The 15,625-nt window shown below is 70.5% G+C and carries 14 protein-coding genes; 3 read left to right on the forward strand and 11 right to left on the reverse strand.

The window, feature by feature from the left end; all coding sequences use genetic code 11:
• Positions 1–127 precede the first annotated feature (127 nt).
• Positions 128–496, reverse strand: a complete 369-nt coding sequence (locus ACTWQR_RS30480; protein WP_443230417.1) for a hypothetical protein — start codon at positions 494–496, stop codon at positions 128–130.
• Between the two features lie 110 nt (positions 497–606).
• The gene (locus ACTWQR_RS30485) at positions 607–1,875 is read right to left on the reverse strand and encodes an MFS transporter (RefSeq protein ID WP_443230418.1); all 1,269 of its coding nucleotides are present in this window, start codon (positions 1,873–1,875) and stop codon (positions 607–609) included.
• A 119-nt stretch (positions 1,876–1,994) separates the two neighbouring features.
• On the opposite strand from ACTWQR_RS30485, the gene ACTWQR_RS30490 reads away from it, so the two are divergent.
• A complete protein-coding gene (locus ACTWQR_RS30490) occupies positions 1,995–2,354 on the forward strand; it encodes an ArsR/SmtB family transcription factor (RefSeq protein WP_443230419.1) in 360 nt (119 codons plus the stop codon).
• Here ACTWQR_RS30490 and ACTWQR_RS30495 read toward each other — a convergent pair.
• The 4 genes from ACTWQR_RS30495 to ACTWQR_RS30510 form a co-directional block, all read right to left on the reverse strand.
• Positions 2,293–2,724, reverse strand: a complete 432-nt coding sequence (locus tag ACTWQR_RS30495) for a DUF2637 domain-containing protein (protein ID WP_443230420.1) — start codon at positions 2,722–2,724, stop codon at positions 2,293–2,295. The genes ACTWQR_RS30490 and ACTWQR_RS30495 overlap by 62 nt on opposite strands.
• A 107-nt stretch (positions 2,725–2,831) precedes the next feature.
• Positions 2,832–3,689, reverse strand: coding sequence for a DUF2637 domain-containing protein (locus ACTWQR_RS30500; protein ID WP_443230421.1), 858 nt, complete (start codon positions 3,687–3,689; stop codon positions 2,832–2,834).
• 157 nt (positions 3,690–3,846) lie between these two features.
• Entirely contained in the window at positions 3,847–4,608 is a 762-nt protein-coding gene (locus tag ACTWQR_RS30505; RefSeq protein ID WP_443230422.1) for an ABC transporter ATP-binding protein, read from the reverse strand.
• An 11-nt stretch (positions 4,609–4,619) separates the two neighbouring features.
• Complete coding sequence (locus ACTWQR_RS30510) at positions 4,620–5,864, reverse strand: ABC transporter substrate-binding protein (RefSeq protein ID WP_443230423.1); 1,245 nt, start codon at positions 5,862–5,864, stop codon at positions 4,620–4,622.
• Between the two features lie 129 nt (positions 5,865–5,993).
• Between ACTWQR_RS30510 and ACTWQR_RS30515 the strand changes: the two genes are divergently transcribed.
• Entirely contained in the window at positions 5,994–8,723 is a 2,730-nt protein-coding gene (locus ACTWQR_RS30515; protein WP_443230424.1) for an ABC transporter permease subunit, read from the forward strand.
• A gap of 7 nt (positions 8,724–8,730) precedes the next feature.
• On the opposite strand, the gene ACTWQR_RS30520 is transcribed toward ACTWQR_RS30515, so the two are convergent.
• The 5 genes from ACTWQR_RS30520 to fabG are packed head-to-tail and all read right to left on the reverse strand — an operon-like array spanning position 8,731 to position 14,219.
• Positions 8,731–9,525: an SDR family NAD(P)-dependent oxidoreductase gene (locus ACTWQR_RS30520; RefSeq protein WP_443230425.1), complete on the reverse strand. Its 795-nt coding sequence runs from the start codon at positions 9,523–9,525 to the stop codon at positions 8,731–8,733.
• Between the two features lie 16 nt (positions 9,526–9,541).
• Positions 9,542–10,762, reverse strand: coding sequence for an acetyl-CoA acetyltransferase (locus ACTWQR_RS30525; protein ID WP_443230426.1), 1,221 nt, complete (start codon positions 10,760–10,762; stop codon positions 9,542–9,544).
• On the reverse strand, positions 10,762–12,198 hold the full coding sequence (locus ACTWQR_RS30530; protein ID WP_443230427.1) for an OB-fold domain-containing protein: 1,437 nt from the start codon (positions 12,196–12,198) through the stop codon (positions 10,762–10,764). Before ACTWQR_RS30530 ends, ACTWQR_RS30525 begins: the two co-directional genes overlap by 1 nt.
• A gap of 1 nt (position 12,199) precedes the next feature.
• Complete coding sequence (locus ACTWQR_RS30535) at positions 12,200–13,450, reverse strand: acetyl-CoA C-acetyltransferase (RefSeq protein ID WP_443230428.1); 1,251 nt, start codon at positions 13,448–13,450, stop codon at positions 12,200–12,202.
• Positions 13,451–13,472: 22 nt separating this feature from the next.
• Positions 13,473–14,219, reverse strand: coding sequence for a 3-oxoacyl-ACP reductase FabG (fabG, locus tag ACTWQR_RS30540; RefSeq protein ID WP_443230429.1), 747 nt, complete (start codon positions 14,217–14,219; stop codon positions 13,473–13,475).
• A gap of 113 nt (positions 14,220–14,332) precedes the next feature.
• Between fabG and ACTWQR_RS30545 the strand changes: the two genes are divergently transcribed.
• Positions 14,333–15,559: an acyl-CoA dehydrogenase family protein gene (locus tag ACTWQR_RS30545; RefSeq protein WP_443230430.1), complete on the forward strand. Its 1,227-nt coding sequence runs from the start codon at positions 14,333–14,335 to the stop codon at positions 15,557–15,559.
• Positions 15,560–15,625: the final 66 nt, after the last annotated feature.

A 15,625-nucleotide genomic window follows, 5' to 3' on the forward strand; every position in this document is an offset into this window, starting at 1 on the left:
GGCGAAGGAACGGACCCCGGCGACAACCGCGAAGCTCAGCGAGATAAGGGACGCCCTCCGGCTCGGTGAACTCGGGTAGGCGGAGAGGCGCCACTCACCATCGAGATCACGATCTACGGCTGGAGTATTAGCCGGGTCCGACACGGATCCCGCTCTCGACCTCCGGCACGCTTCCTGCACGCAGGACGGCGACCAGTGAGCGGGAACGCGCCGCGCCGATATGCAGACGCTTACGGAGCGTCTCCGCAGAGATCGGCCGCCGGTGAGTCTGCCAGTGCCTGGCGTCTTCCGCTCGAGCGCGCTCGAGGAGGTCGTCATCGCCGTCGGCCCAGGGACAGGGTTCGGCTGCCAGCACGCTACGCAGCCACACTCCGGTGGAGCCCGAGCTGTCGCGCACCGCTGTCGGTGCGACGCCGGCGACAGCACGAATCCCATTGATCGCCTGTAGCAGGCCGGGGCCGACCTCGGCCCAACCGATCAGCAGCAGCGGGCCCACGGCGCGGCTGGTGCCGCGGTGCGCCGACGGGGTGGGAATTGCTGTGGCTGTCGTGCGTGCGGCCGCCGGTGCCGGACTCTCGGATGGCCGCATCCGGCGGCCGGGCTGTGTCAGGCGGACTCCGGCACCCGGCGCCGGCCGGCGACGACCACGAGGCCGCCGACGACCGCGAGGCCCATCAGGACGATGCCGAAGATGGTCGCCCCGGAGGTCAGCCCCACGGCGTCGCTGAGATAGCCCGCCGACACCGGCAGGATGCCCGCCGGCACGTAACCGCCCACGTTGAGCGCCGCGTTGGCCTCGGCCAGCCGCTGCGGCGGCACACTCGAGTTGAGCAGGGACAGGCCGCCGAGCTGGCCCATGCCCTGGCCGGCGCCGGCCAGCAGCGCGGAGGCGATGAGCACCAGGACCGACGACATGTGCACGGCGATGATGAGCGTCACCATGCCGAGGGTGGTGCTGACCGCTCCGGCGGTCAGGATGGTGCGCCGGCCCAGTTTCTGGACCGCGAACTGCACGCCGGTGGCGGCGAGGAACATGACGAACGCCATGGCTCCGGCGACGATCCGGCTGGTGGTGCCGAGCAGGCCGGACAGCAGCGAGGGGCCGAGCGAGAGCACGAACGAGGTCGCGGTGATACCGGGCGCGAACACGGCGATGCCCAGGACGAGTTGCCTGCCGGCGCTGTGCGGTACACCGGGCACGCGCACCCAGGCGCCTTTCGCGGCCTTCGCGGGACGCCGTACGGGCATGCGCAGCACCACGAGGACCGCGGTGGCCAGCAGGATGATCTCGACGACGAAGACGGTGACGGTCGGCGCGGGCACGCTCTCGGAGAGGATGCCCGCGAGCAGCGGGCCAAGGCCGGCTCCGAAGACCATCGCGCAGGAGGCGAGCAGCGCGGCGAGCCGCTTGTGGCCTGGGCCCGCCACGTCCGTCACGGCAGCCATCCCCGCGGAGACGACGGCGCCGACGGCGATACCGGTGAACAGCCGGGCCACGACGAGCGCGACCACGGACGAGGCGGTCGCGAAGATGACACAGGCGGCCACGGCGAGCGCGAGCGCGGGCAGCAGGACGGGCTTGCGCCCGAGCCGGTCGGACACGACCCCGGAGACGAGCAGGGAGCCGAGCAGCCCGGCGATGTAGCAGGCGAAGATCACGGTCAGGGTGCCTTTGGAGAACCCGATGTCGCTCTGCCACAGCACATACAAGGGGGTCGCCGCGTTGGACAGGATGAAGACCGCGGTCACCGGCCACGCGGCCAGCCACACCCACCAGGTGGGAGCCGCGGAGGCGCTCACCTCCGGCCGTTCACCCGCCGCGGGCGGCTGCTGTTCGTCCACCGCCTCCGCTGGCACCGTTCGACTCTCCGACATGGCCGCTCCCTCCCGGACGCTCAGTACGAGTTAAGTCGAACTTAGCAGGTAGTACGATCGAAGTCGTACATAGGATTTTGGGTTATGAGGAGCCGCTTATGTCTTCGACGGTGAGTCCAATGCCGGTGATCAAGGTACTGCCGGAGCCCGCGGGACTGCCCGAACCGCTGCCCGAGCCGGCGGTCGAGGACCTGCGCCTGGAGACGGTGCTGGGCGCGCTGAGCGATCCGCTGCGCCTGCGCATCGTGCGCAAACTCCTCCTGGAATCGGAGCAGTTCGACCACACCTGCGGCTGGTTCGGCCTCGACCGCCCCAAGTCCTCCCTCACCCACCACTTCAAGGCCCTGCGCGAGGCGGGCATCACCCGCCAGCGCCAGTACGGCCTGGAACGCCGCAGCCACGTCCGGGTCAACGACCTCAACGCCCGCTTCCCCGGCCTCCTGGACCTGGTGACGGCCTGGACTCCGGACTCACACTGAGCTGACGCGGACGGGTGCGGTCCGGCCGACCGTGAAGCTCTGGAACCGTCGCCAGCAGCAGCAAACCGTCCACCGACAACGGCCACAGGGACGCGCTCACCTCATCCGCACCGCCCTGCAGGGCGAACTCCCGCTGATGCACATACGAGGCATACGCCGCCACCCCCGCAACCACCAACGCACAACCCCGCCGCAACCACGCATCAAGATCAGACGACCCACTCCCCGCCACCCGGCGCGGCCCCCGGCCCGGGACGGACTCCACACCCGAGGCGTTCATCGCACCCCCGCCCCCCCCACACCGCAGGACGGAACCGCCCCTCCACCACCAGCCGCCCAACAAGAACCCGCTGGTCAGCCCCGCAACCATCTGTGAATAGTCCCCCGGGGGCTCGAACCTGCGCAGTGCGGATCGAACAGAGCGGTGCGCTCACCGCGTCAGCCCACCGCGCGTTCTCGGGAGATGTGCCGACGTCGTCACGACGAACGCACTCCGCAGTTCACAGTGGGCGTGGCACGACCAGCCCTTAACTGCGGCTCTGGCCAGGACTCGGACCCGAGGCCAAGCCGCTGCAGCAAGTCATACGTCGCCGCCGCAAGGTGTGCCCGCCAGGCGACAACAGCGCCGGGTAGCGCAGCAGCCTCGCCTCGCAAGTCGCCGCGATCGCCAGGGCTCAATCCATCGTCGCTGCCACTCCGGCTCCCCCGTACGAGTGCGGTCAACTGCCTCGAGCGTCTCGCGCCGACGCGAAGTTCTCTCCGCAGGGTCTCTGCCGACGCGGGACGGTGGTGCAGCTCCCGATGCCGGACATCAAGCATCCGAGCCCGCACCAGCAACGGATCCTCACCCCGCTGCCGCCGCTCGCCCTTCACACATCTGTGTCCGTCTCCCTGGTCCACCGTGTCATCCAGCCGGTCAACCGGCCGGTGCACCAAAAGCTCCACCGACAGCAGCAACGCCACCGGAGGCCACCCCGCGACCAGCACCGGCTTCCACTCCAGGGCCGGGGCCGCCGCGATGTTCGCCGCCAGCGAGACCGCGATCCCCAGCAGAAACGCCGACCACACGGCACCGCGCGCCCGGCGTGTGTCGGCCCCGGAGGGCTTCAGCAGGCCCACCGTGGCCAGCAGCAGGAGGCCGTCCACGGACAGCGGCCACAACGAAGCGCTGACCGTGTCGGCTCCGCCCTGCAGCGCGAACTCCCGCTGGTGCACATACGAGGCATACGCGGCGACCCCGGCCACGACGAGAGCACACAGAGGCCGGATCCACGCGTCCAGATCGAAACCCCGGCTCCCGGCCGCCCCCTCCCGAGGCTCGCTGACATCACTCATCGAACCCACCGCCCGGCACCCCGCGCCAGTGCACAACGCGTGCACACTTGCGCGGGAACTCCCGGGAACTCGCAGGTAGAAGCGGGATGTTTCCCTGACACGGCAAAGGGCCCCGACCAGTCGGATCTGCTCGCGTGCGCCTGGCACAGCGTTCACCTCAATCAGTCGCGTACGTTGTCCTTTCCGCTGTCTCTTGCGTTGTCTTCCGCGTTGTCATCTGCGTTGTCTTTTCGGCGAGGTACGACGACTCGATCGCGTCCAGGTTTCCGCGCAGTTCCTTCGGGGTGCCGGTCATGGTGACGCGGCCTCGGTTCAGGACGTACACGCGGTCCGCGATGTCCAGCACCTTGCGCACGTGCTGTTCGACCAGCAACGCTCCCAGGCCGCGGTCCGCCGCCTCGCGTACCGCGTGCAGGAGCCGGTCGACCACGAGCGGGGCGAGACCGAGCGAGAGTTCGTCCGCGAGGAGCAGCTTGGGGGCACGGCACAGTGCGCGTGCCAGCGACAGCATCTGCTGCTCGCCGCCCGACAGCATGCCCGCGCCGGTCTTCAGGCGTTTCTCGAGCTCGGGGAAGAGTTCCAGTGCCTGCTGTGTCGTCACCCGGCCGACCCGCAAGTTGTCCGCGGTGTCGAGCCGGGTGAAGACCGCCCGCTCGCCGACGTACGCCAGACCCTGGCGGGCGCGGCGGTGCAGCGGTGCGCGGCCGGGCTCGCCCAGCCAGCGCACCTCTCCGTGCATCGGGGCCAGGCTGCCCGAGAGCGCCCGGAGGGTCGTCGTCTTGCCCGCGCCGTTGGGTCCGAGCAGGGCGACGACCTCGCCGGCGCGGACCTCGATGCCGAGGTCGCGCACGACGGGTTGGCTGCCGTATCCGGCGGACAGAGCGCGGGTCGCGATCAGGGGCACATCGGTGTCGTGCACGGGCTCTCTCCTCAGCCGGACGACGTGGCCGTCAGCACCTTGCGGACATCGACGAAGGTCGCTCCGGGCTTGGCCCACTCGATCTTCCCGTCGCGGATGGTCAGTTCGGTGGCGGTGGTGTTGTGGATGCGGTCGAGGCCCTTGATCGGCAAGGCCGTCGACGTCTTCCAGGTCAGCGGCGGGGTCAGGCCGCCGGTGTCGATGCCCGTCGTGGTGTCGAGCTCGTCCACCAGCGCCTTGGAGGAGATCGTCGGGAGGTTCTTGACCGCCTCGGTGAAGACCTTGAACGCCACCCAGGCCGTGCCGTTGGCGCCGTTGCTGGTGTCGATTTCCTTGATGCCCTTGGTGGCTTCGAGGAAGTCCTTCCAGGCGGCGTCGGAGGTCGGCGGGTAGTAGCCGGTGATCGCGGAGCCCTCCAGCGGACTGCCGCTCCCGCCGGTGCTCTCGGCCAGCTGCGGGGTGAGGTTGCCGACGACACTGCCGAGCTTCGTCTTCGCGCCGGACTGCACGTACGACGTCACGAACAGGTCGGAGTGCGTACCCAGGATGACGTCCACACAGTCGCTGTCCCGGGTCGCGGCGGCGACCTGGGGGGCGAGGTCGGTGGCCGTGACCGGCACCTTGAGGTCCTTGGGCGCCGACCCGCCGGCGGAGATCACACCGAGGGCGAGGAACTTCGCGACGGTCTCGGCGGCCGCGACGTCGTACCGTACGCCGGAGATCTTCTTGCAGCCCTGATCCACCAGCTGCTTGCCGTGTGCCGCGAACACCACCGGGGTGCCGCCGTTGACCGGGAACGACAGCGGATTGGAGAACTCCGCCGCCGAGACACCGGTCCCGCCGATGTACGGGATGCCGGCCTTCTGCAGGATGGGCATGTAGCGGTCACCGGCGAGGCTGTACGACCCCACCACCGCGATCACCTTCTCGGCGACCGCCTGCTGGGCGCACTTCTCGGCCTCGTCGGGTTCGTTCTTCTCGTTGCAGGTCAGCACCTTCAGCGGGCCGCCCTTGATCCCGCCGTTGGCGTTGATCCACTTCTCGTACGCCTGGGCGGTGAGCCGGACTCCGGGCTGGGCGCTGCCCTGGGTGTCCTCCGGTGCCCAGACCATCACCTTGACCGGTGCGCCCTTCAGGGAGGTGGCCTCTGTTTTGGAACTGCCGGCCGTCTCTCCCCCACACCCTGCGGCGAGCAGGACTCCGGTCACCGCGAGACAGCTCGCTGTGGCGGTTCTGCGTCGGCGTGAGTCGTTCATGGTTCCTCCGCGGGGCTCGTCGTCGAGATGGCGAACAGCATGGGGTGTGTTTTCGAGTTAGTGAAGTACTCTCGGCACAATTATTTAAATGAATGTGCTTTCTAGCCCCTACCTCCAGGAGGTTCCCCGATGGACGACATCCTGCGGTTCGCGCTGCTCGGCCTGGGGCTGGGCGCGCTCTACGCGCTCACCGCGCACGGCATCGTGCTGGTCTACCGGGGCTCCGGCGTCCTGAACTTCGCGCACGGCGCGATCGGCATGGCCGGCGCCTACGTCCAGTGGGAGCTCGCCGCCCAGCACGGCGTGCCGTACTGGCCCGCCACCGCGTGCGGCGTACTCACCTCCGCGGTACTGGGTGTGCTCACCCACCTGCTGGTGCTCCGTCCGCTGCGCAGGGCGTCCTCGCTGGCGCGTCTGGTCGGCACCCTGGCGGTCTTCATCGTGCTCACCGCGCTCGCCGTCAAGCGCTACGGCGACAGCCTGCAGTTGGTGCCGGGCAAGCTGCCCACCAAGCTGGTGACGATCGCCGGGGCGACGGTCTCCGAGGACCGCGTCTGGCTGCTCGGAATCGCGGTCGTCGTGACCGTGCTCCTCCATCTCCTCTACAAGCGCACCCTGTTCGGCCTGGGCACCACCGCGGTCGCGGAGAACGAGGGCGCCGCCGCCTCGCTCGGCTGGTCCCCGGACCTGATCGCCACCGGCAACTGGGCGCTGGGTTCGGCGCTCGCGGGGCTGACGGGCATCCTGATCGTGCCGGTCATCGGTCTGTCGGTGACCGGGCTGACCACCCTCCTGCTGAGCGCGCTGGCCGCCGCCCTGGTCGGCAGGTTCTCGTCGTTCCCCGTCACCCTGGCGGGCGGTCTGGTCATCGGGATCGTGCAGTCCGAACTGACCCGCTTCGGCTCCGACGTCACCGGGCTCGCCGCGTCGGTCCCCTTCCTGTTCATCGCCCTGGTGCTGGTCGCACGCGGCCGGGCACTACCGCTGCGGGGCACGTTCCTGGACCGGCTGCCCGCGCTGGGCACCGGGAAGGTGCGCCTCGTACCGCTGGCTCTCGCCGTCGTGACCGGTCTGTCGCTGGTGAGCCTGGCGACGCCGCTGTGGGCCGACGCGATCACCACCACCCTGGTGCTGTCGCTGATCATCCTGTCGATCGTCGTGGTCACCGGTTACGCGGGGCAGGTCTCGCTCGCGGCCTACGCGCTGGCCGGAACCGGCGCCTTCATCGCCGGACACGCGGCGGCCGACTGGGGATGGCCGTTCGAACTCGCCCTGCTGGCCGGGGTGTTGGGAACGGTGCCGATCGGTTTGCTCTTCGCGCTTCCGGCGGTCCGCACCCGTGGGGTCAATCTCGCGATCATCACGCTCGGCCTCGGCACCACGCTGGAGGCGATGGTCTTCCAGAACACCGATCTGTCGACGACCCCCGGCAGCGACGGCATCGCGGTGGGCAAGCAGACACTCTTCGGGATCAGCATCTCCGGAGTCGACCATCCGCAGCGGTACGCCGCTGTGGTGCTCGTAATGTTCCTCGCCGCCGCCCTCGTGGTCGCCAACGTGCGGCGCAGCCGAACCGGCCGCCGGCTGATCGCCGTACGGGCGAACGAGCGTGCCGCCGCCGCCCTCGGCATCGACGTCCGCGCGGCCAAGCTCTACGCCTTCGGCCTGTCGGCGGCCATCGCCGCACTCGCCGGAGTGCTCACCGGCTTCCGCTCGACCTCGGTCGTCCTGTCCGACTTCGCCAGCTTCGACTCCATCACCGCGCTCGGCCTCGCGGTCATCGGCGGTGTCGGATTCCTCGTCGGCCCGCTGTTCGCCGCCACCTTCGCCGCGGGCACGGTGGGTGCCCGGTTCGGGGACCTGGTGCTTCCCGGGCTGAGCGAGTGGATGCCGCTGATCGGCGGGATCATCCTGGTGCTGACACTGGTGGGCAACCAGGACGGCATAGGGAAGGGGCTCGGCAGGCAGTCGGCGGTCAGCCGACGCAGGCTGTTCCCGAAGCGCGGCTCGTCCGAGCGGCGGGCCGTAGACGGGGCCTTGCGGGAGGGCTTGCGGGAAGAGGAAACAGCAGCAGCGGACGTCCCTCGCGCCGCCCCGCTCCCCCTCCACGTGCGAGACCTCATCGTCCGCTACGGCGGTGTCGTCGCCGTCGACGGGCTCTCGCTGGACGTCGAGCCGGGCCGGGTCGTGGGCCTCATCGGTCCCAACGGCGCCGGCAAGACCTCCGCCATCGACGCGGTCACCGGCTTCACCCGGGCCGCATCGGGCAGTGTCCGCCTCGGCGACCGGGATGCGACCCGGCTGCCGGTCCACCGGCGGGCCGCCGCCGGGCTGAGCCGGTCCTTCCAGTCGCTGGAGTTGTTCGAGGACATGACCGTCCTGGACAACCTGTACGCGGCCTGCGACCGGCCCGGCCGGTGGGCGTACCTCACGGACCTGATCCGTCCCGGCAGCCGCCCACTCCCCGCCCATGTGCTCGTCGCCGTACGGGAGTTCGGTCTCCAGGACAGTCTGGACCGGCCGGTGGACGACCTGTCGTACGGACAGCGGCGGCTGCTGGCCATCGCCCGCGCGGTGGCGGCCTCGCCGTCCGTGCTGCTCCTCGACGAACCGGCCGCGGGTCTGTCGGACGACGAGACACGGGAACTGGCCCACTTGGTACGGCGGCTCGCCGAGGACTGGGGCATGGGCGTGCTGCTCGTCGAGCACGACGTCGACATGGTCATGAGCGTCTGCGACCAGGTCGTCGTCCTGGACTTCGGAAGCCTCATCTGCGCCGGTACGCCGGAGGAGGTGCGCCGCGATCCGGCGGTGCGGGCGGCCTACCTGGGCGACCTGGAGCCGGAGACGCTGTCCTGAGAGCGGTTCACGCGTCCCGGAGGTCGGCCACGTACGGCTGATGGGACAGCAGCCCGCCGTCCACGCGCAGGGTGTGCCCGGTGATGAAGGCCGACTCGTCGGACGCGAGGAAGACGACCGCGGAGGCGACGTCCTCCGGCCGCCCGAGGCGCGGCGTGAGGTGATGGCGGAGCATCGCCTCCCGGATCGCCCCGTGCGCCGAACCGGAGCTCGCCGGCGTGACGATGAACCCCGGCGCGATGGCGTTGCAGCGCACGCCCTGCTTGCCGTACTGGGTGGCGACGTACTGCGTGAGATTGATGAGGGCGGCCTTCGAGGCGCCGTACGCCGGGTTGCGCAGGTCGCCCGCGAGGCCGGACCCGGACGAGGTGTTGATGATCGAGCCGCCGCCTCGGGCGATCAGGTGCGGGACCGCGGCCTGGATGGCGACCATGGTCCCGCGGAGATTGATGCGCATCGTGTCGTCCCAGACCGCGGGATCGGCCTCCACGACGGCGAGGTCCTGACGGGCGGCCAGGTGCGTGGCCGCCGCGTTGTTGTGCAGGACGTCGAGGCCGCCGTACGTCTCGACCGCCGCGGCCACCATGGCCCGTACGCTCTCGATGTCGCCGAGGTCGACCGGGACCGCCGCCGCGGAGCCTCCGGCAGCACGGATCTCCTCCGTAACCGCCTTGGCGCCGTCGAGGTTCAGGTCAGCGACCACCGTGTGCGCGCCCTCTGCCGCCAGGCGGCGTGCAGTGGCCGCGCCGATGCCGGACGCGGCCCCGGTGACGACGGCGATCTTGTCTACGAGTCGCGCCATGGCCGAACCGCCTTTTCTATTCGGTGAGTTGCTCGGTGAGTTGACTGCCGACGACCGACACGAACGAGACGCATTCGCCGGGTCCGCCGCCGAGGTTGTGGGTGAGGGCGAGCGAGCGTCCTTCGGCCACGGACTTCACCGTCCGCTCGGCCGGTGCCTCGCCGCGCAGTTGCAGCCACGCCTCGAACATCATGCGCAGGCCCGAGGCGCCGATGGGGTGGCCGAAGGCCTTCAGGCCGCCGTCCGGGTTGACCGGCAGCGAGCCGTCCAGGTCGAACGCCCCGCTGGTGACGTCCTTCCAGGCCTGCCCCCGCTCGGAGAAGCCCAGGTCCTCCATCAGCACCAGCTCCGTGGGCGTGAAGCAGTCGTGGACCTCGGCGAGCGCGAGCTCGGCGCGCGGGTCGGTGATGCCCGCCTGCCGGTAGGCCTCCTGCGCGGACGCGACGACCTCGGGGAAGGTGGTGAAGTCGTACTCCGGGTCGTGGAGGCCGTCCGCCGGGCCGGCGACGAAGGACAGGGCCTTCACGAAGATCGGCTTGTCGGTGTACCGGTAGGCGTCCTCGGCTCGTACGACGATCGCCGCCGCCGAACCGTCCGAGACGCCCGAGCAGTCGAACACGCCGAGCATGCCCGCGACGATCGGTGCCGACCGGATGCGCTCCAGCGGCACCTCCTTGCGGAACTGGGCGCGCGGGTTGCGGGCCCCGTTGACGTGGTTCTTCCAGGCGATGCGGGTGATGACGTCCTTCATCTCCTCCGCTGCCAGGCCGTACTTGGCGGCGTATGCGGGGGCGAGAAGGGAGAAGTTGGCCGGGGCGGTGATCTCCCCGCGGCTGTCGTCGCCCGCGCCCGGAATGGCGGTACCGGACAGCCCGGACATGCCGGAGTCCTTGAGCTTCTCCACGCCGACGGCCATCGCCACGTCGTACGCGCCCGAGGCGACCGCGTAACAGGCGTTGCGCAAGGCCTCGGAGCCGGTGGCGCACATGTTCTCGACACGGGTGACCGGCTTGTTCGGCAGGTGGAGCGCCCGGCTCAGGGTCAGCCCGGACACGCCGGAGGCCTGGGTGCCGAACCAGTACGCGTCGATGTCGTCGAGAGTGATGCCGGCCGAGGTGACCGCCTCACCCACGGCGTCGATCAGCAGGTCGTCCGCCGAGCGGGTCCAGTGCTCGCCGAAGGGCGTGCAGCCCATGCCGACGATCGCGACCCGGTCCCGGATTCCGTGCGAGCCCATCAGTGTGTCCCCTCGGTCTCGCCCGTGCGCACCGGCCGGGCCTTCCAGAAGTAGTTGTGCACGCCCGACACCGTGACCGTGCGCCGGAACGTCATCTCCACCCGGGCGCCGATGACCGCGTCGGCCTCGGTCGCGTCGGTCAACTGACAGCGGAACCGGCCGCCGCCGTCGTAGTCGACGACCACGACGAGCATCGGCGGACTCGGCGTGTGGGCCAGGCGGTCGACGGTGAACGTGGCGACCGTGCCACGCACGTGCGCCATCGTTTCGTCGGTCATGGCGTCGACGCTCCGGCACGACACGCACACCCGGTCCGGCGGCAGATGCCGCGTCCCGCACTTCTCGCAACGGGAGGCGACGAAGCCGTACTTCCAGCCCGTGCGGCGGTGTGCGGGCGGGGCGTAAGGCGGCTCCGGGTCCGGCCGACGGGGTGGTTCCCGGTCGAGTAGACCGCGCCAGGACAGGTACGTGGCGTACGGCATCGGGGCGCTGCCCGCGGCGATCTGCGCGGCGACCGGGCGGGCCGCGCGGTGTGCGGGGAGCGCGTCGGTAGTGCGCAGCAGGAGAACTCCGGCGCCGTCGCCGAGCACCATGAGGGCGATGATCTCTCCCGGTCGGGCCCGGTCGAGGACATCGGCGAGGAGCAGGCCGGGCTGAGCGGTGCCGGCGTTGCCGATCGCTCCGGCCAGGTCCGCGGTCACCGCCTCGGGACGTACACCGGCTGTACGCCGTACCGCCGCGCACGCGCGCGCGTACAGGCCCGCGACCACGAAGTGGTCGATCGATCCGATGTCGACTGCCGCATGGTCGAGGGCCGCTGTGAGCGCCTTGTCCGCGAGCGACACGTAGATCTCCTCGGCGAAGCGCTCCTCCCAGACGCGGGAGGAGGCGGCGCCGGGCAGGCGCCAGCGGTCGAGGATCTCGTCGCTGACCGTGTCGTGGGCGAGCAACTCCGCGATGACCGGGGCGCCGTTGCGGTGTCCGCCGAAGACGAACGCCGCCGCGCCGTCGCCGCCCGCGACCTCATCGCTGCCACCGGGCAGGCCGGTGCGCAGGTCGGACAGGACAGTCAGCGTCGGGATCGGGGAGCGGGCCGCGGTCAGCAGCGCGCCGAGGCCCGAGCGGACCGAACCGGCCATGTCGGCGGCGAGCACATGCTCGTCGAGGCCGAGCGCGGCGTGGACGGCGGTGGCGTTCGTCTTGTCGAGGTAGGCGGGTGCCGCGGTGGCGAGGAAGAGCTGGCCGACGCGGGGGCGCAGGCCGTCGCGGGCCAGGGCGCCGCGGGCCGCCTCGACGGCCATGGACGTGGTGTCCTCGTCGTAGCCCGCGACCGCGCGGGTTCCCTTGCCTGCCTTGCCGCCCAGGGCGGCTGCGACATCCTTCCGCGCGAGGCGGTGGTACGGCACATAGGCGCCGTATGCGATCAGTCCGGCCATGTCAGCGTCCTCCATGAGCGTGGGTTGCGTCCGTCGGCCGTTCGAAGACCGCGGCCAGGCCCTGGCCCCCGCCGAGGCACATGGTCTCCAGGCCGTAGCGGGCCTGGCGGCGGTCCAGTTCGCGCAGCAGGGTGGCGAGGATGCGGCCGCCGGTCGCGCCGACGGGGTGGCCCAGCGAGATGCCGGAGCCGTTGACGTTGAACCGCTCGAAGTCGGTCTCGGTCAGGCCCCATTCGCGGGTGCAGGCCAGCACCTGGGCGGCGAAGGCCTCGTTGAGTTCGATCAGGTCGATGTCGGCGAGCTTCAGTCCGGCTCGCTCCAGGGCCCTGGCGGTGGCGGGTACCGGCCCGATGCCCATCGTCTCGGGTGGTACGCCCACGACGGCCCAGGAGACCAGGCGGCCCAGCGGGCGCAGGCCGAGCTCGGCGGCGCGCTCGGGGTGGGTCACGATGCAGAGGGCGGCGCCGTCGTTCTGGCCGCTGGCGTTGCCGGCCGTGACGGTGGCCTCCGGGTCCTGGCGGCCGAGCACCGGACGCAGCTTCGTGAGCTTCTCCAACGACGAGTCGGGGCGCGGGTGTTCATCGGTGTCGACGACCGTCTGTCCCTTCCGGGTGCGTACGGTGACCGGCACGATCTCGTCGGCGAACCGGCCATCCCGCTGGGCCGCGACGGCCTTCTCGTGCGAACGCAGGGCGAGTCGGTCCTGCTCCTCGCGGGGGATGGCGTACTCGCGGCGCAGGTTCTCGGCGGTCTCCAGCATGCCGCCCGGGACCGGGTGGTTGTTGCCGCCCGACATGACCCGGCCGCGGGCCAGCCGGTCGTGCAGCGTGGTGCCCGCGCCGCGTACACCCCAGCGGACGTCGGTGGTGTAGAACTCGGCCTGGCTCATCGACTCGACGCCACCGGCCAGTACGAGGTCGCTCGCACCGGTCTGCACCTGCATCGCGGCGGTGATGATCGCCTGGAGTCCGGAGCCGCAGCGGCGGTCGATCTGGAGTCCCGGGACCTCCACCGGCAGACCGGCGTCCAGGGCGGCTACCCGGCCGATGGCAGGTGCCTCTCCGTTGGGATAGCACTGGCCCAGCAGGACGTCGTCGACGGCGCCAGGGGGTATGCCGGTGCGTTCCAGTACGGCGCGTACGACCGTGGCGGCCAGCTCGGTCGCCGTCACCTCGCGGAAGACGCCGCCGTAGCCGCCGACGGGGGTACGCAGGGGTTCGCAGATCACCGCGTCACGCAGGAGGGCGGGCATCAGCACTGCCTTTCATGAGTGGTCACATGTACCGGCCGCCGGTCACCTCGACCACGGCTCCGGTGACGTAGCTCGCCAGGTCGGAGGCGAGGAACAGGACGACCTGGGCGACCTCGGCGGGCTCGCCGGCACGCCCCAGGGGGATCTCCGCGAGCTTCGCGTCCCAGGCGGCCTTGGGCATCGCCTCGGTCATGGCGGTGCGGATCAGGCCGGGCTGCACGGCGTTGACGCGGATGCCCGCCTTCGCGAGCTCCTTGGCGGAGGCCTTGGTGAGGCCGACGAGTCCGGCCTTGGCCGCGCTGTAGTTGGTCTGGCCGAAGTTGCCGACCTTGCCGGCGATGGAGGAGATGTTGACGATGCTGCCGCCGTGGCCGTGCGCGCGCATCGCCTCGGCGGCGTACCGGGTGCCGTTCCAGGCGCCGGTCAGGTGCACGTCGACAACCGCGCGGAAGTCGCGCAGGGCCATCTTGCGCAGGGTCGCGTCCCGGGTGATCCCGGCGTTGTTGACCATGACGCCGACCGGTCCGAAGGTGTCGGCGCAGTGGGCGACGAGGGCGGCGACCTCGTCCTCGTCGGTGACGTCGCAGCGCAGCGAGGTGGCGGTCACGCCGTTCTTGGCCAGGCGTTCGGCGGCTTCCGCCGCGGCGTCCTCGTTGATGTCGCCGAGGACGACGGACGCGCCCTCACCGCCGAGGACGCCGGCGATCTCGAAGCCGATGCCCTGTGCGCCGCCGGTGATCACCGCGTTGCGGCCGTCCAGCAGTCCCATGTCAGCCCGCCCTGGCTCGACGCTATTCCTCTCAAATAGATAACCTATTATGCTGAAACAATCAATACAGCGATGTGCTGGGGCCAGCGGGGCCGGACGAGGAGAGAAGCCAGGTGGACATCAGCTATCCCCCGGAGACCGAGACGTTCCGCACCGAGGTCAGGGCGTTCCTCGCCGAGACGCTGCCGTCGGACTGGAAGGGCATCGGCGCCCTCGACGAGGAGCCGGCGTGGGCCTTCGCCCGCGACTGGCGCCGTCGGCTCGCCGAGCGCCGGTACCTCTCCCTCACCTGGCCCGAGCAGTACGGCGGCCGGAGCCTGTCCAAGCTCCACCAGGTCGTCCTGATGGAGGAACTCGCCCTGGCTGGTGTGCCGTTCGGGCTGCCGCAGGACACTTTCGGCGTGAAGATGCTGGCGAACACGCTGCTGCGCTGGGGCACGGAAGAGCAGAAGAGCCACTTCCTCCCCCGCATCCTCAGCGGCGAGGACACCTGGTGCCAGGGCTACTCGGAGCCGGACGCGGGTTCGGACCTCGCCTCCTTGAGAACACGCGCGGTGCGCGACGGCGAGGAATGGGTGATCGACGGCCAGAAGGTGTGGACCTCGGGCGCTCATCACAGCGACTGGATCTTCGTCCTGGCCCGCACCAACCCCGACGCTCCCAAACACCGAGGCATCTCGTTCCTGCTCGTCCCGCTCGACCAGCCCGGCGTCGAGGTGCGGCCGTTCCGCATGATGAGCGGACAGCTGCACTTCAACGAGGTCTTCTTCAACGGCGCCCGCACCCGCGCCGATCTCGTCGTGGGCGGCGTCGACAACGGCTGGACGGTCGCCCAGAGCCTGCTGGGCGTGGAGCGCGGGGAGGAGGCTGCGACGAACCCCATCCTCTTCAAGGCGGAGGTCGAACGTCTCGTCGAGCTGGCACGTCTGTACGGCAAGGACCAGGACCCCGTCATCCGGCAGCGGATCGCCTGGTGCTGGTCCAAGGTCGAGATCATGCGCTACCTCGGCTACCGCATCCTCACCGGCTGGCTCAAGGGCGCCGACCCGGGCCCCGAGACCTCGATCGCTAAGCTGTACTGGAGCGAGTACCACACCGAGGTCACCGACCTGGCGATGGACATCATGGGCCTGCACTGCCAGGTACCGGTCGGCCGTCCGCCCCTGCGCACCTACCGCACCGACGACCCCGGCGCGGCGAACTCGTCGGCGTCCTGGTCGACGACGTACCTCATCGCCCGCTCGGGCACGATCTACGCGGGCACATCACAGGTGCAGCGGAACATCCTCGCGGAGAAAGTGCTGGGCCTGCCGCGTGAGCCGAGGGCCACGGCGGGTTAGGGCCTGCACGTCCCCGGCGAGGCGGGGCGAAGCGTCACGCTCGTTGGGTGCCCGGGCCGGGTGGGT

Origin of the sequence: Streptomyces sp. 2A115, assembly GCF_052245575.1 — a bacterium.
GTDB lineage: Bacteria > Actinomycetota > Actinomycetes > Streptomycetales > Streptomycetaceae > Streptomyces.

Bases quoted from the DNA above. Each gene is read 5' to 3' on its own strand.
- ACTWQR_RS30485 (WP_443230418.1), bottom strand. From the start codon at position 1,875: ATGTCGGAGAGTCGAACGGTGCCAGCGGAGGCGGTGGACGAACAGCAG.
- ACTWQR_RS30490 (WP_443230419.1), top strand. From the start codon at position 1,995: ATGCCGGTGATCAAGGTACTGCCGGAGCCCGCGGGACTGCCCGAACCG.
- ACTWQR_RS30495 (WP_443230420.1), bottom strand. From the start codon at position 2,724: ATGGTTGCGGGGCTGACCAGCGGGTTCTTGTTGGGCGGCTGGTGGTGG.
- ACTWQR_RS30500 (WP_443230421.1), bottom strand. From the start codon at position 3,689: ATGAGTGATGTCAGCGAGCCTCGGGAGGGGGCGGCCGGGAGCCGGGGT.
- ACTWQR_RS30510 (WP_443230423.1), bottom strand. From the start codon at position 5,864: ATGAACGACTCACGCCGACGCAGAACCGCCACAGCGAGCTGTCTCGCG.
- ACTWQR_RS30515 (WP_443230424.1), top strand. From the start codon at position 5,994: ATGGACGACATCCTGCGGTTCGCGCTGCTCGGCCTGGGGCTGGGCGCG.
- ACTWQR_RS30520 (WP_443230425.1), bottom strand. From the start codon at position 9,525: ATGGCGCGACTCGTAGACAAGATCGCCGTCGTCACCGGGGCCGCGTCC.
- ACTWQR_RS30525 (WP_443230426.1), bottom strand. From the start codon at position 10,762: ATGGGCTCGCACGGAATCCGGGACCGGGTCGCGATCGTCGGCATGGGC.
- ACTWQR_RS30530 (WP_443230427.1), bottom strand. From the start codon at position 12,198: ATGGCCGGACTGATCGCATACGGCGCCTATGTGCCGTACCACCGCCTC.
- ACTWQR_RS30535 (WP_443230428.1), bottom strand. From the start codon at position 13,450: ATGCCCGCCCTCCTGCGTGACGCGGTGATCTGCGAACCCCTGCGTACC.
- fabG (WP_443230429.1), bottom strand. From the start codon at position 14,219: ATGGGACTGCTGGACGGCCGCAACGCGGTGATCACCGGCGGCGCACAG.